This is a genomic window from Nitrosomonas limosa (assembly GCF_054188085.1).
Genome location: NZ_CM135180.1, coordinates 1,359,521 through 1,385,027, shown reverse-complemented (window position 1 = coordinate 1,385,027; position 25,507 = coordinate 1,359,521). Strand labels below are relative to the sequence as shown.

General features: G+C 53.1%; 20 protein-coding genes. 11 read left to right on the top strand and 9 right to left on the bottom strand.

What is annotated here, in order from left to right:
* Positions 1–144: 144 nt before the first annotated feature.
* The 5 genes from ACV7NC_RS06240 (at position 145) to ACV7NC_RS06220 (ending at position 7,056) form a co-directional block, all read left to right on the top strand.
* Positions 145–486: a hypothetical protein gene (locus ACV7NC_RS06240; RefSeq protein ID WP_458154649.1), complete on the top strand. Its 342-nt coding sequence runs from the start codon at positions 145–147 to the stop codon at positions 484–486.
* 116 nt (positions 487–602) lie between these two features.
* Complete coding sequence (locus ACV7NC_RS06235) at positions 603–2,030, top strand: TolC family protein (protein WP_458154648.1); 1,428 nt, start codon at positions 603–605, stop codon at positions 2,028–2,030.
* A gap of 5 nt (positions 2,031–2,035) precedes the next feature.
* The gene (locus ACV7NC_RS06230; protein ID WP_458154848.1) at positions 2,036–3,541 is read left to right on the top strand and encodes an efflux RND transporter periplasmic adaptor subunit; all 1,506 of its coding nucleotides are present in this window, start codon (positions 2,036–2,038) and stop codon (positions 3,539–3,541) included.
* Positions 3,531–3,872 carry a hypothetical protein gene (locus tag ACV7NC_RS06225; RefSeq protein ID WP_458154647.1) on the top strand — a complete coding sequence of 114 codons (342 nt, stop codon included), beginning with the start codon at positions 3,531–3,533 and terminating at the stop codon, positions 3,870–3,872. The genes ACV7NC_RS06230 and ACV7NC_RS06225 overlap by 11 nt, the downstream gene beginning before the upstream one ends.
* Positions 3,865–7,056, top strand: coding sequence for an efflux RND transporter permease subunit (locus ACV7NC_RS06220; RefSeq protein WP_458154646.1), 3,192 nt, complete (start codon positions 3,865–3,867; stop codon positions 7,054–7,056). Before ACV7NC_RS06225 ends, ACV7NC_RS06220 begins: the two co-directional genes overlap by 8 nt.
* A gap of 102 nt (positions 7,057–7,158) precedes the next feature.
* On the opposite strand, the gene ACV7NC_RS06215 is transcribed toward ACV7NC_RS06220, so the two are convergent.
* The 6 genes from ACV7NC_RS06215 to ACV7NC_RS06190 all read right to left on the bottom strand — a co-directional run bounded on the left by ACV7NC_RS06215 (position 7,159) and on the right by ACV7NC_RS06190 (position 17,387).
* Complete coding sequence (locus ACV7NC_RS06215) at positions 7,159–7,884, bottom strand: PEP-CTERM sorting domain-containing protein (RefSeq protein ID WP_458154645.1); 726 nt, start codon at positions 7,882–7,884, stop codon at positions 7,159–7,161.
* 265 nt (positions 7,885–8,149) lie between these two features.
* Complete coding sequence (locus ACV7NC_RS06210; protein WP_458154644.1) at positions 8,150–8,728, bottom strand: YiiX/YebB-like N1pC/P60 family cysteine hydrolase; 579 nt, start codon at positions 8,726–8,728, stop codon at positions 8,150–8,152.
* A gap of 42 nt (positions 8,729–8,770) precedes the next feature.
* Entirely contained in the window at positions 8,771–10,996 is a 2,226-nt protein-coding gene (locus ACV7NC_RS06205) for a Tex family protein (RefSeq protein WP_458154643.1), read from the bottom strand.
* Between the two features lie 207 nt (positions 10,997–11,203).
* Entirely contained in the window at positions 11,204–15,043 is a 3,840-nt protein-coding gene (locus tag ACV7NC_RS06200; RefSeq protein ID WP_458154642.1) for a translocation/assembly module TamB domain-containing protein, read from the bottom strand.
* A 16-nt stretch (positions 15,044–15,059) separates the two neighbouring features.
* Positions 15,060–16,838: an autotransporter assembly complex protein TamA gene (locus tag ACV7NC_RS06195; RefSeq protein WP_458154641.1), complete on the bottom strand. Its 1,779-nt coding sequence runs from the start codon at positions 16,836–16,838 to the stop codon at positions 15,060–15,062.
* A gap of 180 nt (positions 16,839–17,018) precedes the next feature.
* Complete coding sequence (locus ACV7NC_RS06190) at positions 17,019–17,387, bottom strand: hypothetical protein (RefSeq protein ID WP_458154639.1); 369 nt, start codon at positions 17,385–17,387, stop codon at positions 17,019–17,021.
* A gap of 98 nt (positions 17,388–17,485) precedes the next feature.
* Between ACV7NC_RS06190 and ACV7NC_RS06185 the strand changes: the two genes are divergently transcribed.
* From ACV7NC_RS06185 to ACV7NC_RS06170, 4 genes are all read left to right on the top strand, one after another.
* On the top strand, positions 17,486–17,818 hold the full coding sequence (locus ACV7NC_RS06185; RefSeq protein ID WP_458154637.1) for a hypothetical protein: 333 nt from the start codon (positions 17,486–17,488) through the stop codon (positions 17,816–17,818).
* 227 nt (positions 17,819–18,045) lie between these two features.
* Positions 18,046–19,524: a hypothetical protein gene (locus ACV7NC_RS06180; RefSeq protein ID WP_458154636.1), complete on the top strand. Its 1,479-nt coding sequence runs from the start codon at positions 18,046–18,048 to the stop codon at positions 19,522–19,524.
* Positions 19,524–20,498 carry an AAA family ATPase gene (locus tag ACV7NC_RS06175; protein ID WP_458154635.1) on the top strand — a complete coding sequence of 325 codons (975 nt, stop codon included), beginning with the start codon at positions 19,524–19,526 and terminating at the stop codon, positions 20,496–20,498. The genes ACV7NC_RS06180 and ACV7NC_RS06175 overlap by 1 nt, the downstream gene beginning before the upstream one ends.
* 12 nt (positions 20,499–20,510) lie before the next feature.
* On the top strand, positions 20,511–20,867 hold the full coding sequence (locus ACV7NC_RS06170) for a Fic family protein (RefSeq protein ID WP_458154634.1): 357 nt from the start codon (positions 20,511–20,513) through the stop codon (positions 20,865–20,867).
* A gap of 140 nt (positions 20,868–21,007) precedes the next feature.
* Here ACV7NC_RS06170 and ACV7NC_RS06165 read toward each other — a convergent pair whose 3' ends face one another.
* A complete protein-coding gene (locus ACV7NC_RS06165) occupies positions 21,008–21,331 on the bottom strand; it encodes a putative signal transducing protein (RefSeq protein WP_458154633.1) in 324 nt (107 codons plus the stop codon).
* Positions 21,332–21,377: 46 nt separating this feature from the next.
* Between ACV7NC_RS06165 and ACV7NC_RS06160 the strand changes: the two genes are divergently transcribed.
* Together ACV7NC_RS06160 and ACV7NC_RS06155 are read left to right on the top strand one after the other, a co-directional pair.
* Positions 21,378–22,265 carry a recombination-associated protein RdgC gene (locus ACV7NC_RS06160; protein WP_458154632.1) on the top strand — a complete coding sequence of 296 codons (888 nt, stop codon included), beginning with the start codon at positions 21,378–21,380 and terminating at the stop codon, positions 22,263–22,265.
* Between the two features lie 164 nt (positions 22,266–22,429).
* The gene (locus ACV7NC_RS06155) at positions 22,430–23,467 is read left to right on the top strand and encodes an IS630 family transposase (protein WP_458151853.1); all 1,038 of its coding nucleotides are present in this window, start codon (positions 22,430–22,432) and stop codon (positions 23,465–23,467) included.
* Between the two features lie 24 nt (positions 23,468–23,491).
* Here the strand turns inward: ACV7NC_RS06155 and ACV7NC_RS06150 are convergent, their stop codons facing one another.
* Both ACV7NC_RS06150 and serS read right to left on the bottom strand, forming a co-directional pair.
* On the bottom strand, positions 23,492–24,154 hold the full coding sequence (locus ACV7NC_RS06150; protein WP_458154631.1) for a DUF6781 family protein: 663 nt from the start codon (positions 24,152–24,154) through the stop codon (positions 23,492–23,494).
* Positions 24,155–24,193: 39 nt separating this feature from the next.
* Positions 24,194–25,501 (bottom strand): serine--tRNA ligase, encoded by a 1,308-nt coding sequence (serS, locus tag ACV7NC_RS06145; protein WP_458154630.1) that lies wholly within the window; start codon positions 25,499–25,501, stop codon positions 24,194–24,196.
* Between the last annotated feature and the right edge of the window lie 6 nt (positions 25,502–25,507).

The window sequence follows — 25,507 nt, the reverse complement described above, 5'->3', positions numbered from 1 at the left end:
TATGTGTCAATAAAAGCGTTTTATTATGCTGATCCATAATTGCAAAGCTTGGCATAATATGAAATGATTATATCGAAGTGAAACTTTCACTGATCTTTAATTGAGACATTCATGAGGAAATACAGAGCTTATCCGCTAATCGCTATGCTAGTTGTCAGCATATTGACGAACGGGCTGAGTTTATCATTCCGGGGCGAGGTTTTCGCACATGAACTGGATCATATTCGCCATGCACTTACCGCGGATCCCGCAACCCATCTGGAAATGCATCGCAACAACGTTTCCTGGGATGGCGTTGAACTGGATGCGGCAACGCATCTGTGCTTACATTCCGCAGGACAATACCAACCATTTTTCTTTAATTCCTTCCCTTCGGTTCCTAGTCAGAATATGACGGAAGTGATGACCGTCTTTATTTCTGAAGCGGTACCTGAAGCAATCCCGGATTTGCCGCTCCGGCCACCCCGCAATTTCTCTGCAAGCTAACGACGTTATGGCTGTTTATGCGCTGATTGCTAACGTATAGTCAGCTAAGGAACAGTCCAGTATGGCTCTGAACAAGAGCACGGTTCATACATGTTATAGCTCTGTGGGAGAATTTCATGAAATTAAGCGATCTGAATTTCACACGATGGGTTGCATCCGGGCTGCGAGTCTTGCAGCTATGTTTCATCCTGATCATGATTGTTCCGTTTCGCATTGAAGCGGGTGCTGACACTTTCGGCACCGTAACAGAACCTTCGAAGGAACGGCTATCGACCATGCCGGTGCGTGATAACGGTGATTTGACTTTACGCGATGCGATCAATTTGGCTTTAACGCTTAATCCCGAATTGGCGGCATTTGTCAAAGAAATGAAGGCGCTCGAAGGAGCGACATTGCAAGCTGGGTTATTGCGAAACCCGGAACTCACAGCAAATGTAGAAAACCCTGGAAACATACAGAAGCTGAGCGGTGATATCAATTCGCCTGATTCAGTTGCGCAGGAGGTCGTTCAACAGCTCACGACCATTCGGATCGGCCAGTTAATTGAGCTCGGCGGTAAGCGTGCCGCCCGGGTCAATGCTGCACTGCTGGGAGAGGAGTTGGCTGCGAAGGATTACGAATCGAGGCGCATCGAAATCATGGCTCGGGTTGCCAATTTGTTTACCGATGTGCTGGCTGGTCAGGAGAGGCTCCGATTGGCTGAGGAAACCCGGCAGTTGGCACAAACAGTCTTTGATGCGGTGGTTCGCAGAGTGCAAGCAGGCAAAGTGCCGCCGATCGAAGAAACCCGCGCCAAGGTTGGTTTGTCGGCGACCAACATTGAATACGAGCAAGCTTACCGGGATTTGACTTCGGCCCGCAAGCGTTTAGCGTTGATGTGGGATAGCGTCACGCCTCAATTTGATAAAGCACTGGGTGTCCTGGAAATTGCAATCCCGCCGCCAGATTTTGAGTTACTACAACAGCGTGTCTTGGACAATCCATTGGCGCTGCGCGCATTGAAGAATATCGAACACCGCAAAGCCTTGCTCAAGGTCGAAGAAACACGCCGTATCCCTAATCTAACCTTGAATGCCGGTGCAGTGCATCACGCCCAATTGGGAGGCACAACCGCTGTGGCAAGCGTGATGATTCCATTGCCGTTATTTGATCGAAACCAAGGTAATTTGAAAGATGCTTATCATCGGGTCAGCAAAGCCGAGGATGAGCAGCAAGCGATGGAGTTGCGCTTGAGAACAGAGCTGGCGCTGTCGTATGAAGCGATGTCGGCCGCGTGGAATGAAATCAATATCCTGCGAGATGAGATTTTGCCAGGTGCCAAAAGTGCTTTTGATGTCATGCGCAGAGGTTATGAACTTGGCAAATTTGGCTTACTGGAGTTACTCGATGCGCAACGGGTGCTGTTTCAGAATCAAGTGCTTTATGTGCGTGCCTTGGCGAATTATCAACGCTTGGTCAATGATATCGAGCGATTGATAGCGGCTCCGATCGAAAGTGTTAAGCCGGGAGGCAAAGTCAAGCAACAATTACTGGAGTTACCGTGATGAAAATGGGCGACATGATGAATAAAGCACGATGGATGCCAATGTTGATCGTAATCGTGGTTGGTTTGGTATTGGCAATATTGATTCTGACGTTGGAGAAACCGTCGGCAGTGACAGAGGGAAATATTGATAGCCATAGAGAATCAGCCGGAACTGTTCAAGAAACCGGGCCGAGAGGCGGTAAATTGTTTGCTGAAAACGGTTTTGCTATTGAATTAACGATTTTCGAAAAAGGGGTGCCACCGCAATTCCGGGTCTATTTGTATGACAAAGGGAAGCCGCTGCCGCCGGCTGCTGCCAACGTAGCCATCAGCATGACACGGCTTGGCGCGCCCGTTCAGTTTTTCAAGTTTTCTCCCGAAGCGGATTACCTGCTCGGCGATCAAGTCGTGGAAGAACCGCACTCGTTTGATCTGGCGATTACCGCCGAAAGAGATGGCCAAACGTTTCGCTGGGGCCACAGTCAAGTCGAAGCACGACTGGAAATGACCGATGACACACTTCGTACAATCGGTGTGGAAATACTGACGGCAGGTCCTGCGGTGATTCATTCGACGTTGAAATTGCCGGGCGAAATCGTGGTCAACCCGAATAGCGTCGTGCAAGTCGTGCCGAGGTTGCCGGGCGTCGTGGCCGCAGTGAATTTCGAAGCCGGACAATCGGTGAAAAAGGGTGATGTGTTGGCGGTGATCGAAAGCCAGATGCTGGCGGATTTGCAAAGCCAGTACCTGGCGGCGCAACGCCGCTTAGCGCTGGCTAAAACCGTGTACGAACGCGAAAAACAGTTGTGGCAAGAAAAAATTTCCGCCAAGCAGGATTATTTGGCGGCAGAGCTGGTATTCAGCGAAGCCCGGATTGCATCCGATCTGGCTGCGGAAAAGCTGCGTGCTTTGGGGGTGCGGCCTGAGCCGAGCTTGCATGCTAAGGATCTGACACGCTATGAGGTGCGTGCGCCGATTTCCGGATTGATTTTGTCAAAAACAGTCGCGTTGGGTGCGGTCTATAAGGACGACGCGCCTATCTTTACTGTGGCGGATATGTCCACTGTCTGGACTGCCGTGACGGTCTATCCGAAGGATCTGAGTATTGTCAGAACCGGGCAGAAGGCGCACGTGAAAGCGACGGCTTACGATGTTGAAGGTGATGGTGTTGTTACCTACATTACTACATTGATCGGCGGTCAAACGCGAACCGCCACTGCCCGGGTGATTTTAGATAATCCGGACGGTCGCTGGCATCCGGGTATGTTTGTCAATGTCGAATTGATATCCGACGAAATCGAAGTGCCGGTTGCCGTGGCAGCGCAGGCAGTGCAAACGTATCGCGACTGGACTGTGGTATTTGGCCGTTACGGCAATTATTTTGAAGCGCGCCCGCTGGAATTGGGGCGCAGCGACGGGCGCATGGTGGAAGTGTTGAAGGGAATTGCAGCAGGGGAGCATTATGCATCCGGCAACAGTTTCGCGATCAAAGCCGACATGGACAAAGCGGGAGCCAGCCATGATCACTAACAAGCCGTTGAAAAACGTTTTCGAGGCAGCCGATACAAGGCAAAAACAGGCGAGAAAGCGCAGTTTATGCGGTATAAATGAGTATTTTGAGCTTGTTTTTAACACCGTAGCGGCAACGCAGATAGTTTCTCAACGGTCTGCTAAGGAAGCGCTGATTAATTCAACGAACGTGATGAAGGGCGAGGCGCACGGAACGCAACAACCGAGACATATCAATCTGATAGGCGAGGGAGTGAGTACCGCGCAACGAAACAATTCGCTCGTGCAGTCAATTAATCAGCGCTTCCCTAAGCGATCAATAGATTGCACAAGGAGGAGCTGCCATGTTTGAGCGCTTGCTGAAGCTATCCATCTATCAGCGCGGATTAATACTGGTAGCGGTTGCGGTAATGGCCGGGTTCGGTATATACAACTATCTGAAGTTGCCGATCGATGCCGTGCCCGATATCACTAACGTGCAAGTGCAAATCAATACCAACGCACCGGGCTATACCCCGCTTGAAGCGGAGCAGCGCATCACCTTCCCGATCGAAATGGCGATGTCCGGCTTGCCCAATCTCGAATATACCCGCTCTTTGTCGCGTTATGGCTTGTCGCAAGTGACGGTAATTTTTAAAGACGGCACTGATATTTACTTGGTGCGGCAACTTGTCAGCCAGCGCATACAGGAAGTCAGAAGCCGTCTGCCGGTCGGAATCGTACCGACAATGGGACCGATTTCCACCGGTTTGGGTGAAATTTTCATGTGGACCGTCGATGCCGAGCCCGGTGCGCGTAAGCCCGACGGTACGCCTTATACATCGATGGATTTGCGCGAATTGCAGGACTGGGTCATTAAGCCGCGCATGCGTATGGTGAAGGGCGTGACCGAAGTCAATTCAGTCGGCGGGTATGTTAAACAATATCACGTAGCGCCATACCCGGAAAAATTGCTCGCGGTCGGCTTGACGCTGCAAGATTTGATACTGGCGCTGGAGCGCAATAATCTCAACGTCGGAGCTGGTTATATCGAAAAAAGCGGTGAACAGTATCTGGTCAGAGTGCCGGGGCAGGTGGCGAATCTGATCGAGATCGGCGAAATCATACTCGGTAGCAATCAAGGCGTGCCGATTCGCGTGAAAAACGTCGCCGACGTATTGATCGGCAAGGAATTGCGCACCGGCGCCGCTACCCAGAACGGCCACGAAGTGGTGCTGGGTACGGCATTCATGCTGATGGGTGAAAACAGCCGCGTCGTATCGCAAGCGGCCGCCGAGAAACTGATCGAGATCAATCGCAGCTTGCCAGCCGGCGTTTCGGCGACGGCCGTTTATGATCGAACTACACTGGTCGACAAGACCATCAGCACGGTTTCCAATAACTTGCTGGAAGGCGCCGCGCTGGTGATCGTGGTGCTGTTCATTTCGCTCGGAAATCTGCGCGCGGCTTTGATTACCGCATTGATTATTCCGCTGTCGATGCTGTTTACCATCAGCGGCATGGTCGCCAGTAATGTCAGCGCAAACTTGTTGAGTTTGGGGGCGCTCGATTTCGGCATCATCGTTGATGGCGCCGTCATTATTGTCGAGAATTGCATCCGCCGTCTGTCGCTGGAGCAGCAAAAGCTGCAACGGCAATTGACGCCGGACGAGCGTTTCGAGATCGTCTTCGATGCTTCCAAGGAAGTGCGGCGGGCGTTGCTGTTCGGGCAAATAATCATCATGGTGGTGTACCTGCCGGTGTTTGCGTTGTCCGGCGTTGAAGGCAAGATGTTTCACCCGATGGCATTCACGGTATTGCTGGCGCTGCTGGGCGCGGTGTTTTTGTCGGTGACGTTCGTGCCGGCGGCGGTGGCGATGTTTTTATCCGGCAAAATGATGGAAAAAGAAGGTGCTGCGGTGCAATGGGCCAAAACCATTTACGCGCCTGCACTGGATTTTTCGCTGAATAACAAGGGACTGACAGTCACTGTCGCAGTGGTTATCGTGATTCTTTCATTGCTACTCACCACGCGCATGGGCAGTGAATTCATTCCCAGTCTCGATGAAGAAGACATTGCGTTACATGCGCTGCGCATCCCCGGCACCAGTTTGAGTACTGCGATCGACATGCAGAACGAGCTGGAACATACCATCAAGCAATTTACCGAAGTCAGCCGGGTATTCTCCAAGATCGGCACAGCGGAAATTGCTACCGACCCGATGCCGCCAAGCGTTGCCGATATCTTCATCATCATCAAGCCGCAATCCGAATGGTCGGGCAAGTATCGCAACAAGGAAGAGTTGATCGCTGCATTGGATCAAGCGGTGCGTAAGATTCCGGGAAACAACTTTGAATTCACACAACCGATCGAAATGCGGTTTAACGAGCTAATTTCAGGGGTGCGTGCAGATGTCGGGATAAAAGTATTCGGCGACGACCTGGATGTGATGTTGACGTTAGCCGAGCAGATCGAAAAAATCGTCAAAGCGGTACCCGGCGCGGCGGATGTGCGCATTGAGCAAATTACCGGTTTGCCGGTGTTGTCGGTGCAAATGAACCGGGAAAAAATGGCGCGCTACGGCCTCAATGGCAGTGACGTGCAGGATGCCATCAATATCGCCATCGGCGGTAGAACCACCGGTTTGATTTTTGAAGGTGACCGGCGTTTCGAATTGCAAGTGCGGCTGCCGGAACAGATCCGCAGTGATATCGAGGCGCTTAAACGGCTGCCGATCAAACTTCCGGCACTTGTCATGCCGGGTGCGCAGAATATGCCGATGAATCCAATGTTGGCTGATGGGCAAAATATTCAAGCTGCGCCATTGCCGGTTTATGTCGCTTTGGGCGAAGTGGCTGACTTATACATTGCCAAAGGCCCTAATCAAGTCAGCCGCGAAAACGGCAAGCGCCGCGTGGTGGTTACCGCTAACGTGCGGGGCCGCGACATTGGCTCGTTCGTGATGGAAGCAGAGAAGAAAATTGAACAGCAAGTAAAAATTCCACCGGGGTATTGGTTGTCGTGGGGCGGACAGTTCGAACAATTGCTGATGGCGGCGGATCGTTTGAAAATCGTGATTCCTTTGGCACTCGGATTGGTATTTTTTCTGCTCTATACCATGCTTGGCAGCATGCGCGATAGCCTGCTGGTGTTTAGCGCGGTGCCGTTGGCAATTACCGGCGGCATTATCGCACTCTGGCTGCGTGATATTCCTTTGTCGATTTCCGCCGGCGTCGGTTTTATCGCCATGTCTGGTGTCGCGGTGCTTGACGGCTTGGTGTTGCTGTCATTCATTCGTGACCTGCGGCAACAGGGATTGCCGCTGCAAGAAGCGATTCGTACCGGTTCTTTGCTGCGGCTGCGTCCGGTGCTCATTACCACTTGGGTCGAATCACTTGGTTTCTTGCCGATGGCGCTCAGTACCACTACCGGTGCCGAAGTGCAGCGCACATTGGCGACCGTGATGATCGGCAGCACATTGTCGCAATCGTTACTGTCGTTATTGGTGGTGCCGGTGTTGTATTTGCTGGTGCATCGTAACAGCGCTGGGAAATAACCGTCGGTTAGATGCTTGAATAGTCTTGTTTCCTCGTTGCATATTTTTGCGCTGCAACGAGGAAATGAGGTGATTCCGATGTGCCGTAAGGCACAAGTTGGATTATTTTTTGCGGCGTAAGCTGAATCCAACCAGACCTAAGCCTGCCAGCAGCATCGCGTATGTTTCCGGTTCAGGAACAGCCGATACCGTCATCGAGCTGATATAAAACTGATCCGCATGGGCGCCGCCGAATTTAAAGTAGAAATCCTGGCCGGTGTGATCCAAGGCAAATTGACCTACGTTTTTAGGCAGTAATCCTGTGAACCAAGTTGAATTGTCGAAACTGTATTTAAAAGTTGCATTAGAAATCCAACCAGTGGTGTTATGTCCTTCAGCGCGGAAACCAACTGACGACAAGTCGACCACTTGGTCAAAATGCAACCAGATGGCTTCTTTTGAAGTGATGTTATCGTCGCTGGTATCGCTTTTCTTATGATAAACACCCAGACCGGCCCCAATCGCATCTACTCCCGAGAGTTTGCCATTGTAGCCATTATCGTGATCTTGAACGACCGCCGCTCCTGAGCCATAAGCGCTGCCATCATATGAACCTTTGGCGTGAACGGTTAAACCGCCATTTGAAAAGGTTAAGTCGCCGCTTAATGACGATGCGATGTTGGAACTGCACAGATCGCCGCCGCTGCATGCAACGCCATCGGTCGGCAGGAATCCGGTGTTAACGCCACCGCTATACTTGAGATTGGCAAAGTCGAAAACCACGGTTGGTGCCGCAGCAACCGGTGCGCTTGTCAAAGCAAGCAATGTTAAAGCTGAAAAAATACGCATTTTTATTAAAGTCCTTTAAGAGTTGTTCTTTAGTTGTTGATTCTCAATTTTTTATTCACAGAAAAATTTTATAAATATTGTATTTATTTATCATATAGTTACGAGTTCTGTGCGTGCGGGATTATATCCAACTTCATTGTATAAATGTCATTTTTTTTGTAAATAGAACAACTTTCCTGATCTTTTGGTGCAAATGTACTAATGTTGTCCTGCTTTTCCCAGCCATGCAGCTTTCTTGCATGCCGGTTAATTGTTATGAGGTGCTTCAAGCCACGATTTCATACAAAGGCTGCACATTCGCATCTGCTGCAATGTGTTCGGGGAAAATGAAGCCCCTGGAATCACGAGGAAAGACGATGCCGATTTCGCGGAAGCAGATGTCGACGAATTCGGAACAAATATAGGCATCGTTATCGCCATGCTTACCGAGTCCGATGGTGATCCGGGCGATGATTTTGGAGATTTCGTCTTTATCGTATTTCTTGTTCAACGTATCGGCAGCTTTGCCGAGCATACGGTTGATGTTTGCTGCATCGAACGCAGCATTGTACCGGCCAAGAAAGAGCCGGCCGTTGTAGGGTTCGCCGGAATTTTCGTAATCGCTCAAATAATGACTGAGCGGCACCATGCGCACACCGTCGTCTTCGACGCTTTCGAGCAACAGCACGCGTTCATTCCAGGTGAACACAAAGCCGACGTGGCTGAACATCGAATCGGAGAAATGCTCGATGATGCGGCTGACCGGATAATTCCCGGAAGCAAAGAAAATATCGCCGGTTTGAATACTGTTGCGGATTTGCAGATAAGCTTTACGTTCCAGGCCTTCAAATTTTTTTGTTCCCATGAAGTATCTCCTTTTGATGTGATGAATTTCTGCGGCTGTGGACTAATGTCTTGCTTCCGCACCATCGCCCAGCCGCATCGTCAATGCAATCCGTTTCCGTTTCTCATCCACCTCCACCACCTTGACGGTGACGACTTGCCCCACTTTCACGACGCTGTGCGGATCCTTGACGAATTTATCCGCCAGCGCCGAGATATGCACCAGTCCGTCCTGATGCACGCCGATGTCGACGAATGCGCCGAACGCGGCGACGTTGGTGACCACGCCTTCGAGCACCATGCCGGGGTGCAGGTCTTGCAGCGTTTCGACGCCTTCCTTGAACGTCGCGGTTTTAAACGTTGCGCGTGGGTCTCGGCCGGGTTTTTCCAGTTCGTGCAGGATGTCTTTTACGGTTGGCAGGCCGAATTGGCCGGTGGCGTAGCGTTCCGGACGGATGGTTTTCAGCACCGCGGTGTTGCCGATCAATGCGGCGACGTTGAGCTTTACGTCTTTTAGGATTTGCTCGACCAGCGGGTACGATTCCGGGTGTACCGCGGAGGCGTCGAGCGGGTTATCGCCATTGGGGATACGCAAGAATCCGGCGGCTTGTTCGAAGGTTTTCTCGCCCAATCCCGGTACTTTGAGCAATTCAGCGCGTTTCGCAATCCGGCCTTTATTGTCGCGGTAAGTCACGATGTTGTGCGCGATTTTGCTGTTCAGTCCGGCGACGTAACGTAACAAAGCAGGGGAGGCGGTGTTGACGTCGACACCGACGGCGTTGACGCTGTCTTCCACCACCGCGTCGAGCGATTGTGCCAGTTGGTTTTGATTGACGTCATGCTGATACTGGCCGACGCCGATCGATTTCGGGTCGATCTTGACCAGTTCGGCGAGCGGATCTTGCAAGCGTCGTGCGATCGATACCGCGCCGCGCAGTGACACATCCAGCTCCGGCAGTTCTGCGGATGCCAATTCGGATGCGGAATACACCGAAGCGCCGGCTTCCGACACCATGATCGATGTCAGTTTAAGCTGTGGATAACGTTTGATCAGATCCTTTGCCAATTGATCGGTTTCGCGCGATGCGGTGCCGTTGCCGATGGCAATCAGCGAAGCCTGGTGCCGTTGCGCCAGTTGTTGCAAGGTATGTAACGCGCCGTCCCAATCGTTTTTCGGCGCATGCGGATAAATCGTCGTTGTTTCCAGCACTTTGCCGGTGGCGCTGACCACCGCTACCTTTACGCCGGTGCGCAAACCGGGATCGAGTCCGATGGTCACGCGCGTTCCGGCGGGCGGCGCCAACAGCAACGCTTTGAGATTTTGCGCGAATACCCCGATCGCCTCGGTTTCCGCGCGCTCTTGCAAGCTGCCCATCAATTCGGTTTCCAGGTGCGGAAAGATTTTGCTGCGCCACGCGGCACGCACGGTATCGATCAGCCAACCATCCGCCGCACACTTCTGATCGCGGATGTTGAATTGCCGCGCGATCTGCACTTCACACGGATTCAATGCCGCATCGCGGGATTTGTCTTCCAGTTCGGAATCGAGCAGCAACTTGAGCTTCAACACCCCTTCGCGCTCGCCGCGCAACAACGCCAACGCGCGATGCGACGGGATTTTCGCGATGGCTTCGCTGTATTCGTGATAATCGGTGTATTTGGTGTCGCTGTCTTTCTTGTCCTTGACGGCTTTGGCGGTCAGCACGCCATGCATGCGCAAATAATCGCGCAAGGTTTGCAACAGCGGCGCATGCTCGGCAAAACGCTCGATCAAAATATGCTGTGCGCCTTCCAGCGCGGCAGCGGCATCCGCTACGCCGGGATTGTCGCCTTCTTCGGTGGTGAACGGCGCTCTCAGATACTTGGCCGCCTCAACGAGCGGATCAAGCCGCGGATCGTTCAGCAGCGTATCCGCCAGCGGCTGCAATCCCGCTTCCAGCGCAATCTGCGCCTTGGTGCGGCGCTTCTTGCGGTACGGCAGGTACAAATCCTCCAGATGCGCTTTATCCGTCGCGTGTGTCAACGCATCGAGCAATGGCGGCGTCATCTTGCCGAGCTTCTCAATCGCCGCGATGATTGCCGCGCGCCGCTTCTCCAGCTCGCGCAAACTGTGCAACCGCTCCGCCAGTTGGCGCAACTGCACATCGTCCAACCCGCCGGTGGCTTCCTTGCGGTAACGCGCGATAAACGGCACCGTCGCCCCGTCGTCGAGCAATTCGACGGTGGCCTGGACTTGCGATGGTTTTACCGACAGCTCGGTGGCGAGGCGTTGTTCGATGGAAGGCAGCATGAGATTGTGTTTCGGTGATTGAAGTGGGTAGGGATGGTAAACCAAGAGGCGGTGGGGTCGCAATATCTTACTATCGAGCGGAATTGTGCGATCCCGATTGCGTTACTTCATGCCGCTTTATTCAATGATAATCCAATAGTTGTTGTGATGAGCAACCGGTAGAAATTGCACTGCTACATCTTATCCATCGATGAGTATTCTGCGTTGTCAATCAAATTGAATCGTATAGAAAAGATCCACCGCGCTGTCTTCGCCTGCTTGGGTGACAACGGTCACTTTGGGCGTCAAGGTGTAGGTCAGCTTGGTGATTCCCATGGTGGTGGCGGTCAGGCCGCGTTCGTAACTCAAGTACGCGCGCGATGAAATGCGTTTGCCGATCACGCCGATCTGCCCGCTTAAAGAACTGCCGGTGCCGGCTTGCTTGAACGAAATCTCGTCGACACCGAGTGCCTGGGTAATCCGGTCGGTGAGACCGCCGCCGGATTGACCGCCGAGTATCGAGCCGGCCGCCGATAGCAATACCGACGTATCGAGGCCGCTGGTGTCGGGTTTCCGGCCCAGCACGATCCAGGACAACTTTTCGGTGTCGGGAACCTCCGGTGTCGACACCAGTTTTACGCGCGGGTGGCGTACCGATCCGGCGATTTCGACACCGGCTTCGACCGCCAGACCCTCCCGCACCGCCAGCACATTCAAGTTCGGATCGTCGAGCGGGCCTTGAAAGCTGACGATGCCGCGTCTGACCGTCAGGTCCTGGCCGTATGCCTTGAACGCGGCATCCTCGGCGGCGATGGCACCGGTGAGCTTAAGCGGCTGATTGCCGCTGCTGCGGGCTTGCAGTTGTCCGGTCAGACGGCCCTCCAGTCCGGAAGCGCGGATATAAAACTTCTCACCTAAATTAAGGTTCATGTCCAGATCCAGCGCCAGCTTTTGCGGATGCTGCGCTGACGGGACATTTACCAGCACGATATCGTCCGGCAGTGCCGGGCGGTTTCCCGGCGGTTGCATGATCAATCCCGCGTCGGCCCGTAAATCACCGGAGATGCTCAGATGATTGTTTTGCAAACGGGCGGCGCCCTGACCGGAAGTGACGATCCAGTAATCGGTTTTGTGCGCGAGCGGCAGCCGGTCGAGAGAGAAATCGAGTTGGCCCGAAGTGCCGGCTAGTTCGATCTTGCCACTGACAGTCAGCGAACCGGCCGTATCTTGCAGCGCCAGATCGCGGAACAAGCGGCTGTCCGGCGGTGCTGCATGAGGGCTGGCGAAGTGCAGCCGGTCGATGTGCAGATCCGCTTGCAGGAAACGAGCGGCCAGGGTGCCTTGTTGCAGGCGGATTCCCTGTTCCAGTAACGCCAGGCTTAGGTTCGTGCCGGAAGCCGTGCCGCTGATATCGGGCTGCTGCAAGGTACCGTGGATACCGGCCTGAATCCGCAATTCGCCATCGGCATGCAGGTTGCTGCCGGACGCGTTGAGCCATTTCAAGCTGGCAAGGGTGGCGTGAATGTTACCCTGCAGCGGCGATTCTTTGACAATGGGCCACAGTGTTTTCGCTGGCGGCAGCGGCAGCGTCACTTCCGCCCGAGCGCTGCCCAGCGCTTCGCTATTCAGCGCGAATTGTCCGGATAGGTTTCCTTGCTGCGCGGTTGCTTGCAGTTGCAGTTGCTGCAGTCCCAACGGTTGCGGCACATCGCCGGGCAAATACCAGTCGCCGCGCTCGCGTTGAATGTGCAATTCGCCGGTCAGTTGCGCGGCGGCATCGAACTGCCAGCGCCCGCCCAATTGCAGCGGAGCGTCTTTTGGGTGCGCCGGTGTGCCGGGCAGCAGTGCAATGCCGGTGAAATCACCGCGGGTTTTCCAGTTGCTCGGTGTCCAGTGCAATTGCTCGATACGGACCGATCCGCTGGAAATCGACAGCGCCACATCGCTCAGCGAAAACGAAGTGGTGCTGGCCGCGAGCGCCGCCGGTCCCAGCAGGCGGACCGGCATGTCCCCGGTGGCGGAAAGCTCGATCAACTGACCCTGCCAGCGCAGCGGCAGCCCCGGTTTTGCAGGACTCAAACCGCCGCTTGCCGCCAATTGCACGGAGGTGTCCTCATTGATGCTGGCGTTGATCATCAGGCGGTGACCGGCGGTTTTGCCGTCGAGGATGGCGGATAATTGCTGGATCGTTGCTTGTTCGTGCGCACGGTAAGTTTCCACGGCAAGGTTCAGCGCAATAGTGTCTTTTTGATGCCATCGCGCATTGGCGGAGATGCCCGAGAGTTGTTGTTTGCCGGGTAATTCCAGTTGCTTGCTGGTAAGTTTCCAATCGAGATCGGGTGCTTGCATCGTGCCGCGGAAATTAAGCTGCGTCTGCAAGTCGCCCGATATACCCAAACCCAGTTGCGCCAATGCCGGGGCATTCACTGTCAGCTGGATATCGTGCCGTCCGCCATCCATGCGGCCGTGCGCGAGCAGCCGGTTTGAACCCGCCAGCAATTCAGCCTTGCCGCTGAAGCGGCCGGTACCGGTGAATGCGATTTCGCCCGAACCGCTGACCGTTGATTTCGCCAGGCGGCTTTTTTGAATGGCATAGTTTAAAGTACCGGTAACCGCCGGCAGTAATTGACCGGATACCTGTAAGGTGGCATTCAGGCTGGAATCGACGGTTTGAATAAAATCCGCGCTGTTGAAATCGATCAACGCTGCCGACACGTCAAATATTTGTTCCCCGGTCAATTGCAGTTTGCATTGACCGGTCAAGCGCGAGCGGTTGCGTTGCAAATTGAACTGATCAAGCACGAGTTGACCGGCGTCATGAGTAATGTCGGCGGTCAAGCGCAGCGACCGGTCGTGCAGATCGACGCGGGCGGATTGCTTTTTCGCATCGCCGGCGAGTTCGATCTTGCCCGAGATGGCGGCGCTTTGCAGGCGGGTATCCAATTGCTGCAGATCGATCAGCTCGACCGCCAAATCCGCCGTGAGGGTGTGCTGGTTCCAATCCCAGGCCAACTGTCCGCGCACAACCCCATCCTTTCCGGAGTGCGCGAGAACCTCCGGCAGCGTCAGCAATTGAGGAGAGATCAGTGCGCGGGCATGGATAGCCGACAGCGGAATGCCGCCTTGATCGAGCGGTGCGGGCGCATGATTTTCGATGTCGATATTACCTGTCAATTGCCCGGCCTCATTTTGCGTCAACTGTGCCGATACCGACAGCTTCGCTTGCGGCGCATTGGCCGCAAAATCACCCGGATTCCACTGTTGCAGGATGGCGCGCAGTTGCGCAACCGGGTTCGCGGCAAACGGCTGCAACTGCGCGTGCAGTGTCATATTGGCTGCGGACGGGAGGCTGGCGGATTGAATCGTAAGCTGTTCCAGAGTGCCGGTGATGGTTGTGTCGATGCCGCCCCATAAACCGGCGGCGGTGGCGCCAATGCGCGCATTCAATGCAAACGGCGCATTGCCGTCAAGTTCCGCTTGCGATTCAATGGTTGCCCAAGGTGTGGTGAAATTCAATTGCGTGAGCTGGTGATGCTGGCCGTCGCTTTCTAGCGCCAGTGCCAGACCGGTGATTGCCGGCATGGCATTTTCCCGCGATGCCGCATTGAGATGAATGGTATCGACCGTCATTTCCGCAATCGATAATCCGAACGGCAATAGTAAACTGTTCGGCGGTTGCGAAGCGGCAGGTGCGGTTTCAGCCGCGTGCTGATCAAAGTGGATCGATTCAAGCGCCAGCCGCTGGATGCTGATCCGCCGGTAAAACATTTGTGCAGGATTCCAGTGCATGTGGAGATTCTGCAGCGTCAACGCCAGCTCAGCGTTGTTGAAATGAATAGTTTCAACGTGCAGGTCTTGCAGCGTGCCGTGTACGCCGGCCAACCGGACCGTGCCGCCGCCCCAACGGTTAGCAGCAGCAGCGGCCGATTGCAATCCGGATGCGCTGTACAGCAGCCAATAACCGGCAGCGCCCGGCAGCGTCAACAAAAGTAATAGGCCGATCGCCAGCTTGCGATATCGCCGCGCGGTTTTGGGGGGAAGCGGGTTTCCGCCGTGTTGGACGGTCATAAGCGGTTTCACCTCATTAGAAAGCGACAGCCATGGAAAAATGCACTCGCAGCGAACCGGTTTCGTGCCCGCGCGCCAGATCGAGCGCGACCGGCCCCGCCGGGCTGCGCCAGCGGACACCGGCGCCGTATGCGAGAAACATTTGCATGTCTTCCCAGCGGTCAGCCGCGCTGCCGATGTCGGCAAACGCCGCTGCACCCCATTGCTGAGTCAGCCAATGAGTATACTCGGCGGTACCGGTTGCCATCACCCGGCCACCGACGATGGCATTGCCTTCCTGGACACCGATGCCTTTAAAATCGTAACCGCGCAGCGATTGGATACCACCGGCGCGGAACAGATATTCCTGCGGAATGCCGAAACGCGACGATGCCAATGTATAACCGGCTTCCGCCCGCAGGAAAAACACATCGCGCGATCCCACCGGCCACCAGCTTTGATGCTTAGCGTACGTGCGGATGAAGTCCTGATCCGACAACAATTGCTGGCTGCCGCCACCGATGCGCACCTCGGTGATATCGCCGCGCCGGATATTGACCGGATCGTCGATCACTTGCCGCCGCCAGCGCCAATCCAGCACCAGCGCTTCGTTGATTTGATTGATTGCGCCGTCGGGTTTTTTATGTTCGCGTTGCCAATTCAAAGCGAATTGCATGAATATCGACGGTGTCTGGTAATTGCGCGAAATACCGGCTTTCTGTTCGACGGTTTTCAGGCCTTCGATATCGGTCATTTGCAGGCTGGCGCCGAGCGAATAATTGACGTGATTTTGATCGGGCAGGGTATCGATTCCCGCCAGAAACGTTTGCCGCTTTTGCTCGAGGCGCAGCAAACTGGTGAGATTCCAGGCGCGGTCGAGGAAGTTATGATGGCGGTAATTGACTTCGCCGCGCGCGCCATTGTTCGAGCTGTAACCGGCGCCGAAAGCAAAACGCTGCGTCTGCGCTTCCGTCAGCATGACTTGAACCGGTGCTGCTTGATGCAGCGCGATATCCGGCGAAATGTTGACCGACACGGTGCTGAATTGTGGCGCTTTCTGCAGTGCGATTTGATATTGATGCAGCAAATCGCGCCGGTACACATCGCCCGCCTTGAACGGCGCGAGCCGGGTAACCAGTGTTGCGTCGTAGCGTTGCAAGCCGGTGATCCGGATATCGCCGAAGTAGAACATCGGTCCGGAATCGACAGTAATCACCAGATCCGCACGCGCCTCGCCGGGGTCGACACTGGCCTGGCTGGCGGTGAGCGCCGCCGCGGCGAATGCCTGTTGCGTCAGTTCATCGATCAGCGCCGATTTTGCCTGCTCCCAAATGGCGGAGCGGAACGGTTGCCCGGTAGTAAGCGGCCAGGCGGCGCGCAGCTGTTCGATGCGCTCACGGTGTGCTGCATCGCCATTGGCAATGTCGCCGGAAAATTCAATCGTGACCGAGCCGACGCGCGTCAATTCGCCGGGATCGACAGTGATTCCGGCGGTCTTGGTTAAGGCTGGCGCCGGTTGCTGCGCGATGGACACTACCGGATCGAAATAACCTTCGGTTGCCAGGATTTCGCGGATTTCCTTTTGCACGCGGTGCAGAAAAAGTAATTCATCGTAGTCACTGGCGAACGGTTCCGTGGGGAGTTGAATATATTTTTGCAGCATTTCTTTGACCGGCGCTGGTGCCGACAACGTGACGACCGCCGGACTGCCGGGTGATCCGGATGTTTCCTGGGCCATGGCCGGAAGGGGAAGGACGCTGGCCAGTATGAGCAGCGCAATCCAATAAAACCGGTATTTCAGATAAGTAGTCGGCAATTGAGAATTAGAGCGATGATTTTCCGGTGATGAAAAAACCTGCCGCTATTTTGCAAATGGATGTATGGTATTGAGATGGATAGCAGCCGACGGGTTCCATGGTGCAAACGAAGAACCCCGGTATAAGCCTGGTAACACGCAAATCGCTTGGTTGCCGCAACCGGATCCAATCACCGGAGGTCAAATTCGCACCAACGCGACCGGAAATGATCGCAATGCGTCGGACGCTGCCAATGCAACCGTGCCATTGATTTCGGTGATCGTTACGGTTTCGCCTGTTAACAGATTCAAACCGTGATTTTTTACCGCCGGACCGGGTTGCATTATTTCGATCCAGGTTGCATTACCCCATGCCGCTTCACCCAATGGTAATTTTGTATTCGAGGCTGTGATCAGCCGGGAAAACCAGCGCGGTGCGATAACGATCAGTTTGATTTCTTCCGTTTGCCGTATGAAGGCGCAGATGCGCTTAAGTATCGGCGGTTGAAATGCAGGGAAGGATGGTAAACCAACGGCTACAGATTCGCAATCGGTCACGTTGCACAGCATTGACGCCGCAGGTCATATTCGGATATTTTGAATCGTCCGCTTCCAGCAAACAAAGCTGATGAGAATTTTTGAAATAAACTGATGAAAAACGAGGAAAAATGATGAAACCCGGAGACATCAAAATCATCGACCGTATATCCGCTGTCGAAGCCATCAAGCGATTGAACGAGGAGGATTTGCGCTTCCTCAATCGCATGATCGTCGAGCGACTCAAACTCATTTCTCAGGCCCGCGCTACCACGCTGATGGTCAGCTTTACCAAGGGTGATCGGGTCGGTTTTCAAGCCTCGGATGGCCGCAAGATCGAAGGCACGGTGCTGCGCCTCAACAAGAAAACCGTCAGCGTGATTACCGACGACGGCCATCAATGGAATGTATCTCCCGGTTTATTGCAATTAATCCAGGAAGCTGGAAATGTTCAGTGGCCGTGATTCGTCAATCTGAATAATTTTCCGGAACGATCAAGACGATTCGGCAGCAAGCGATGATCTTGCATTGGAAAGATGTTTGATATAGGGGCGGCGAGAGTAGTCTTGACGTTTTTCTGGTCAATGAAGGGGGTAACAACATGAATAGTCAGACCGCAAATTCCGACAGGGAATAACGACACCCTCTGATTTCACCGCGATCAACAAAAAAACAATTCCCAAGTGAATACATGAATGTTCTGATTGATACAAATATTTTGATCCCGATGGAAGATACTGCTCGCAAGCTTGATCCTTCTCTGGCGGAAATGCGCAGACTGTCGGAACAGTGCGGTCATGTCTTATTTATTCATCCAATTCAGGTGGAAGATATCCGCCGTGACCGGAATGAAAGTAGGCGAGACATCGTTCTTTCCCGGTTGAATCAATATCAGTCAATTCCTTCACCACCATTTCTGCCTGAAGAAACATTGAAACAATATGGCTGGAGGCAAACCAGCGAAAATGACCGGATCGATAATCTGCTCCTTCATGCTTTGTGCCGAGGGGCGATTCACTTTCTTGTTACAAACGACGAGGATATCCATAAGAAAGCAAGAGCATCTCATGTTCAGGAGCAAGTCCATCGTCTTGACCAATTTCTCGCGTTTCTGAAGCTGCAATCCGCAGCAGAGCAACCGCCGCCGTTTGGCATTCAAGGTCGCTATCTTCACGAATTTGACATACACCAAACTTTCTTTGATTCATTACGAGAGGGATATAGTGGATTCGATGAATGGTATTTGAAATCGGCAGGAAATCATCGTAAAGCCTGGTGCATTACTGATGGCGAAATCTTGCATGCCATTTGCATTTACAAGGAGGAAGATCATCCAGTAATCATAGACGGTGGAATCCCGCTGGAAGGGATTGCATTAAAGCTGTGTACCTTTAAGGTAGGCGAAAGTGTACGTGGCCGGAAACTTGGTGAGCGGCTTCTTTTTTCAGCATTCAAATATGCTATCGAACACAGTATTCCATATGTGTATTTGCACACCTATGGCAAAGAACAGGAGATGTTGGTATCGCTATGTCAGGACTACGGGTTTGAGCTCGCAGGGAAATACAAAAAACGAGATGATGTTTATATAAAGAAAATGTCGGCTCCGGATTTAGTTCCGGTAGGGATGTCCCCCTTAACCTACGCAATTACCTATTATCCGCATTACTTGGATATAGATGCTGTTGGCAAGTTTATCGTTCCGATTCAGCCTGAGTACCACAATGATCTATTCGCTGATACCAGCGATACTGCAAATAGCCTGTTTGCAAATGACTCAAGTCAGTATAGTCCACAGTCGAACACGATAAAAAAAGCCTATATTTGTCATGCGAAAACGACACAGATTCAGTCCGGTGATCTTTTACTTTTTTACAGGACAAATGACCGGAAAAGCATCGAATGCGTAGGTGTCGTCGAACAAACCTATCGCGAAAATAACATTGATAGCATATTACCGCTGGTGTCCAAACGTACGGTCTTTTCGAAAAAAGAGCTCGAAGAATGGCTCCAGAAAGACACCTTGGTAATCCTCTTTCGTTTTATTCGTAATTTTTCCCCAATCAGTAAGTGTGCTCTTGTTGAGGCTGGTATAAAGGGGAAAATTCAGAGCATTCGAAAAATTTCACACGAGCAATATTTGCATTGCTTTGTAAGGAACCAGATTTAATGGGTAGAGCCATATTAATTTCGATTCATCCCGAGCATGTTGCCAACATTCTTTCTGGTACGAAGGTATTTGAGTATCGCAAGATCATGCCGACACAAGATATTTCATATTTGGTTTTGTACTGTACAGCCCCTGTGAAAAGGATTATAGCGATAGTAGAAGTTATTGGTTGTCAAGTGGGGCCTCCATCTCGGGTTTGGGCCGATACAGTATACGGAGCCGGCATAACCCGAAAGTTTTTCCGCGACTATTTCTCTGGAAAAAGCAGTGCCGGTTTTATTACGCTGGGGAATGTTTATAAATTACTTGAACCATTGAAGCTTGAAAAACTATCCAGTTGCAAGGCTCCACCCCAGTCGTTTTGTTACCTGAATGCTCGTGACATAAGTCAGATTCTTGAACAAGCGTCCCCTATTCCATCTACACCGTCTTCGCTAATTTTTGTTGGCGGCATTCATGGAGTAGGTAAAACTACATTATGCCTAAAGGCATTTGCCCCTTTTGGATATTATTGCAAGTCAGCCAGTTTTTTGATTTCCGCCTATGGACGTAGAATCAATAAAAATAAGCAAGTTAACGATATCTATGACAACCAGACGGCGCTTATCGAACAGTTAGCGTTGGAAAAAAAGAAGCATTGTCGATTCCTCCTCGACGGACATTTTACGCTGATCGATAGCCAAGGATATATCGAGCCAATTGATCTAAGTGTTTTCAAGAGAATAAACCCAACCCAACTAATTCTCATTAAGGGAGATCCGGAAGAGACTTCAAGGCGTTTGGCGATAAGGGATGGGAAGGAGTGGAATCCGACTTTTGTGGCAGAATTTCAGAAGGAAGAAGAAAAGCATGCAAAACTTATTTCCAAGGAACTTAAGAAAGACTTATTTATTATTGATAACGAAGCAAACTCAAGATCGACTGTTCATCTATTTAGAAAAATTAGTTGTATTAGGAACAAAAAAACGCGATGAACACATAGAGGGTTGGCGACAGCCGATGCGCAAGCGAATGCTGCGCCGTTTATCGATTTTATGCTGAGCGCATTGCATGAGGCCATCAATGAAGCAACAATCACCGACCAAGTAACCGATCAAGTAACCGACCAAGTAACCGACCAAGTAGCAACGCTTGTCCAAGCAATCGGCGCCGGTGAATTGAACAGCAGCGAATTAATGCAGGCTCTGGGACTCATTCATCGTCCGACTTTCCGGGAAAATTACCTTAATCCGGCGCTAACAGACGGTTGGGTCGAACGCACCCAACCCGATTCGCCGCGAAGCCCTACGCAACGTTATCGATTGACTCATAAGGGGGGGCAATGGCTGCAACGGCATGCATGAAGCCGGAGCCCTTAATCGACTTAAGGAAATCCCGAGCCGGTGTCATTTCGAGCAAGCGAGAGAAATCTATTGCAGTAATTGTTAAAGATTCCTCATTGTATTCGGAATGACAAATGCGAGTTGTCCATTGTTTTTAAGTATTATGCCCCCCCAACAACCTCCAACCCGCCGCCGCATTTCCAGCATAATTGAAAATTCGCCGGGTTGTCTTCGCCGCAGGATGGGCATTGCACGTTGGCGGTGTTGACCGGGGTGTTTTCGTAGGTGTCGATGACCCGCTTGGCGCGTTCAAAGTCGTCTTCGCGGGTGATCCAGACTTCCGGGCGGGCGTGGTGAACCGGTATTTCTCCGGCCATGCCTTGCGCGTACTGGTTAAAAATTTTCGCCGGAATGTAGGCGTGTTCGAGCAGATCCAGTACTATCTGCGCTTCCATCAAATTGCTGGCGGAGTAGATTTTTTTCATGCCAAAGCGAATTAAAGAGAAATCAAACAGTTAATCGAGCAAAACTATGTGGTTCAAAAACTTACAAGCCTATCGTATCACCAGCGGCAATATAATATTGAATAACCTGGAAGAGGCGTTGCAGCAACATGCATTGCAGCCCTGCACCCAAATGGAGCTGCAAAGCCGCGGCTGGCTGCCGCCGCGCGACGAACAGGATAATTTCGTGCACGCGTTCGGTCAACAGTGGCTGATCGCGTTTGCGGTCGACAAGAAATTGCTGCCGGCGTCGGTGGTGAATCAGCACGCCAAGGACCGGCTGACGAAAATCGCCGAAATGCAGGGCTACAAGCCGGGCAAGAAACAAGTCCGCGACATCAAGGAAGCGACGTTGATCGAGTTAATGCCACGCGCGTTTTCGCAACGGCAAAAGACTTATGCCTGGATCGACGGCGTCAGCAACCGCCTGATCATCGATACCTCCAGTCCCAGCAAGGCGGAAGAATTTGTCGAGTGTCTGATCAAATCGGTGCACGGGCTGACGCTGGCGCCGCTGGAGACGAAATTTTCACCGTCGACGATGATGACGCGCTGGCTGTCCGGCGACGATTTATCGACTGCGTTCACCATCGACCGCGATTGCGAATTGCAGGGCATGACCGATGAGAAGGAAATCATCAAGTATTCGCATCATCGCCTGGACGCGGAAGAGACCGGGCGGCATATCCGCGCCGGTAAGAAAGTGATCAAGCTGGCGATGACCTGGGATAGCAAAATCTCGTTTGTATTGCACGACACCTTGCAACTGCGCCGGATCGCGCCGCAGGATATTCTGAAGGAATCCGCCGAAAGCGCGGAGGAATTGTTCATCAGCGATTTCGCCATCATGACCGGCGAATTGAGTCAGCTCATTAATGAGCTGGTTGAGGCGTTGGGCGGCGAGGATCGCGATTAGGGAAATACCGGGAAATTCATCTTGTCATTCCGAACACGATGAGGAATCTTTAATTATCAAAGTAATAGATTTCTCGCGCTGCTCGAAATGACACCGGGTCAGCTTTCTTATTGACTCGGCACAATAATACTTGAAATTTATGAATCGCCCCCCATCTTGTTGAAATGGAAAAAGACGACGCAAGATATTCGACGCTGGAGCAACTGCATGAACGGCGCAAGCAAGTGGTGCGGTTGCATCGCAAGGGCTACGGCGTGATGCAAATTGTTGAGCTCAGTGGGCTTTCGTATCCGACAGTTCGGTTTGCGATAGATCGGTATGAAGAAGGCGGATTTTCCGCCCTGAAGCCAGGGATGCGAGGCAAGCGTGCTGGTCAAGGGCGGGCACTGACAGAGGAACAGGAACAAGCCATCCGCAAGATCATTTGTGACAAGCGCCCGGAGCAACTGAAGATGGAATTTGCGCTGTGGAATCGGGCGGCGGTCATGCAACTGATAGAGAGGGAGTACAGCATCAAGCTGTCGGTGCGCGGCGTAGGCAACTATCTGTCACGTTGGGGTTTCACTCCCCAGAAGCCGATCAAGAAGGCCTATGAGCAGCGGCCTGAAGCCGTACAAGCCTGGCTCAACGAGCAATACCCGGAAATTGAGAAGCGCGCCAAGGCGGAAGGCGGCGAGATTCACTGGGGCGATGAAACTGCCTTGGTCAATACCGATGTGCGCGGTCGTTGCTATGCTCCGGCAGGCAAGACGCCAGTCACCTACGCGACTGGTGGTGCGCGACAGAAGCTATCGATGATTGCCGCAGTGACGAATCAGGGCAAAACACGCTGGATGATCATCGACGAGGCCTTCAACGCCGACAGGCTGATCGAATTCCTCGAAGCGCTGATCAAGGATGCCGGGAAGAAGGTATTCTTGATTCTCGACAATCTGCGGGTTCATCACAGCAAACAGGTCAAGGCATGGGTCGCTGAACGACAAGACAAAATCGAGCTGTTCTACCTGCCCAGCTATAGCCCGGAACTGAATCCGGAGGAACGCCTCAATGCCGACCTCAAGCATGCCATCGGGACGAAAGTGCCGGTGCGCACCAAGGCCAAACTCAAACTCGCTGCCACCGAACACATGGTTAAACTTGAACAATCACCCGAACGGGTCAAAAGCTTCTTTCAAGATCCGAGGGTCAAATATGCCGCTTGAAACTTCAAACTTAATCTGGCCGGATCAATAGTGATGATTGCGATCCTTGATGCCGGATAACACGCCGCTGGCAAATTTGCCGACGAATTCGGCGGTTTTTTGCGCCAGGGTGACGCCGCTTTCCAGTTGCGCATGGCCGACCGCGGCGACTTGTTGCGCCAGCGTCGCCAGGGTTTCTTTCAATTGCGAACCGACCTGCGTACCGTTATTGCGCGCGTGCTTGCCGAGATCGTGCAGGATGTCGGCGATCAAGCCTTGCGCCGAGGATGCGGTGTGGTGCAGGGTATCGAGAAACAGATTTTCCAAACCTTCCAGATCCGAGCGCGTGCGCGATAATTCGGTGTCCGAGTATTTGCGCGCCTGACCGGCGGCTTCTTCGATCGCCAGTTTGGACGCTTGCGCGAAACCGGCCAATGCGGTATCGAGTCCGGCAATGGCAGCGGTGATTTGGGCTTTGGCCGCTTGCGCCTGATTGGCGGTGTGTACCAATTGCTGCGATGCGCCGTCGTGGACGCCTTGCACGACGGCTGCAATGATGCGCCGCAGCGATTCAGGATCGACGTGGCGGGCGTGCATCGCTTTGAGTGTCAAACGATGCACCGTTTCCTGAACATGTTCGCCGCTCGCGAGCGCTTCGCGCACATCGGCGGCTAAATTATCGATATCGGTGATAGGGTCATTGTTCATCGGGGTGTATCCTTTTTCAGTGAAGAATGAGTACGGAACTCATTTTCCTCCGTTGATCGCCAGACGGTCAAGACCATTCATGTAGGGACGCAAGACCTCCGGGATGGTGACGCTGCCGTCAGCGTTTTGATAGTTTTCCAGCACTGCCACCAGCGTGCGGCCGACCGCCAGGCCGGAGCCGTTTAACGTGTGCAGCAGCACCGGCTTGCCGTTTTCGTTGCGGTAGCGGGCTTGCATGCGGCGCGCCTGGAACGCTTCGCAATTACTGCACGAGGAAATTTCGCGGTAGGTGTTTTGCGCCGGCAGCCAAACTTCGATGTCGTAGGTTTTTGCCGCGGAAAAGCCCATATCGCCGGTGCATAGCACCATCACGCGGTACGGCAGTTCGAGTTTCTGCAGGATTTTCTCGGCGTGGCCCACCAGTTGCTCCAGCGCATCGTACGATTGTTCGGGATGCACGATATGCACCAGCTCGACTTTGTCGAATTGATGCTGGCGGATCAATCCGCGGGTGTCGCGGCCATAGCTGCCGGCTTCGGAGCGGAAACACGGGGTATGCGACACGTATTTCAGCGGCAATGCTTGCAGCGGCACGATTTCGTCGCGCACCATGTTGGTGATCGGAACTTCGGCGGTCGGAATCAGGTGATACTCCGGCGTACCGGTTGAATCTACGCCACCGGCATGAACGGCGAACAAATCCTGCTCGAATTTTGGTAATTGCCCGGTGCCGCGCAGACTGTCGCGGCTGACCAGATAGGGCACGTAGGTTTCGACATAACCGTGTTCCTGCGTATGCGTATCCAGCATGAATTGCGCCAGTGCGCGGTGCAGGCGGGCGAGACCGCCTTTCATCAAACTGAAGCGCGCGCCGCTGAGCTTGGCGGCGGTTTCAAAGTCCAGCAGCTCCAGCCCTTCGCCGATGCTGACGTGATCCTTGATGTCGAAATCGAACTGGCGCGGCTCACCCCAACGGCGGATTTGCACGTTGCCGGTTTCGTCGCTGCCTTCCGGTACGCTGGCGTGCGGCAGGTTCGGTACTTCCAGCAAGATTTTCTGCAGTTGCTGCTGGATTCGTTCGAGATGATCTTCCGCTTGTTTCAATGCATCGCCCAGATTGGCAACTTCCGCCATGATCGCCGAAACGTCTTCGCCTTTGCTCTTGGCTTGGCCGATTTTCTTCGATGCGGCGTTGCGCTGCGCTTGCAACTCTTGCGTCTGGGTTTGAATGATTTTCCGCTCTGCTTCCAGGGCGTTGAACGCTTCTACGGGAAAAGCGAAGCCGCGCTTGGCGAGCTGACGGGTGACGTTGTCCAAATCGGTGCGTAGTTGCTGAATCTCTAGCATGCGAAC

Coding starts and splice junctions, on each gene's coding strand:
- ACV7NC_RS06240 (WP_458154649.1), top strand. CDS start 145: ATGCTAGTTGTCAGCATATTGACGAACGGGCTGAGTTTATCATTCCGG.
- ACV7NC_RS06235 (WP_458154648.1), top strand. CDS start 603: ATGAAATTAAGCGATCTGAATTTCACACGATGGGTTGCATCCGGGCTG.
- ACV7NC_RS06230 (WP_458154848.1), top strand. CDS start 2,036: ATGGGCGACATGATGAATAAAGCACGATGGATGCCAATGTTGATCGTA.
- ACV7NC_RS06225 (WP_458154647.1), top strand. CDS start 3,531: ATGATCACTAACAAGCCGTTGAAAAACGTTTTCGAGGCAGCCGATACA.
- ACV7NC_RS06220 (WP_458154646.1), top strand. CDS start 3,865: ATGTTTGAGCGCTTGCTGAAGCTATCCATCTATCAGCGCGGATTAATA.
- ACV7NC_RS06215 (WP_458154645.1), bottom strand. CDS start 7,884: ATGCGTATTTTTTCAGCTTTAACATTGCTTGCTTTGACAAGCGCACCG.
- ACV7NC_RS06210 (WP_458154644.1), bottom strand. CDS start 8,728: ATGGGAACAAAAAAATTTGAAGGCCTGGAACGTAAAGCTTATCTGCAA.
- ACV7NC_RS06205 (WP_458154643.1), bottom strand. CDS start 10,996: ATGCTGCCTTCCATCGAACAACGCCTCGCCACCGAGCTGTCGGTAAAA.
- ACV7NC_RS06200 (WP_458154642.1), bottom strand. CDS start 15,043: ATGACCGTCCAACACGGCGGAAACCCGCTTCCCCCCAAAACCGCGCGG.
- ACV7NC_RS06190 (WP_458154639.1), bottom strand. CDS start 17,387: ATGCTGTGCAACGTGACCGATTGCGAATCTGTAGCCGTTGGTTTACCA.
- ACV7NC_RS06185 (WP_458154637.1), top strand. CDS start 17,486: ATGATGAAACCCGGAGACATCAAAATCATCGACCGTATATCCGCTGTC.
- ACV7NC_RS06180 (WP_458154636.1), top strand. CDS start 18,046: ATGAATGTTCTGATTGATACAAATATTTTGATCCCGATGGAAGATACT.
- ACV7NC_RS06175 (WP_458154635.1), top strand. CDS start 19,524: ATGGGTAGAGCCATATTAATTTCGATTCATCCCGAGCATGTTGCCAAC.
- ACV7NC_RS06165 (WP_458154633.1), bottom strand. CDS start 21,331: ATGAAAAAAATCTACTCCGCCAGCAATTTGATGGAAGCGCAGATAGTA.
- ACV7NC_RS06160 (WP_458154632.1), top strand. CDS start 21,378: ATGTGGTTCAAAAACTTACAAGCCTATCGTATCACCAGCGGCAATATA.
- ACV7NC_RS06155 (WP_458151853.1), top strand. CDS start 22,430: ATGGAAAAAGACGACGCAAGATATTCGACGCTGGAGCAACTGCATGAA.
- ACV7NC_RS06150 (WP_458154631.1), bottom strand. CDS start 24,154: ATGAACAATGACCCTATCACCGATATCGATAATTTAGCCGCCGATGTG.
- serS (WP_458154630.1), bottom strand. CDS start 25,501: ATGCTAGAGATTCAGCAACTACGCACCGATTTGGACAACGTCACCCGT.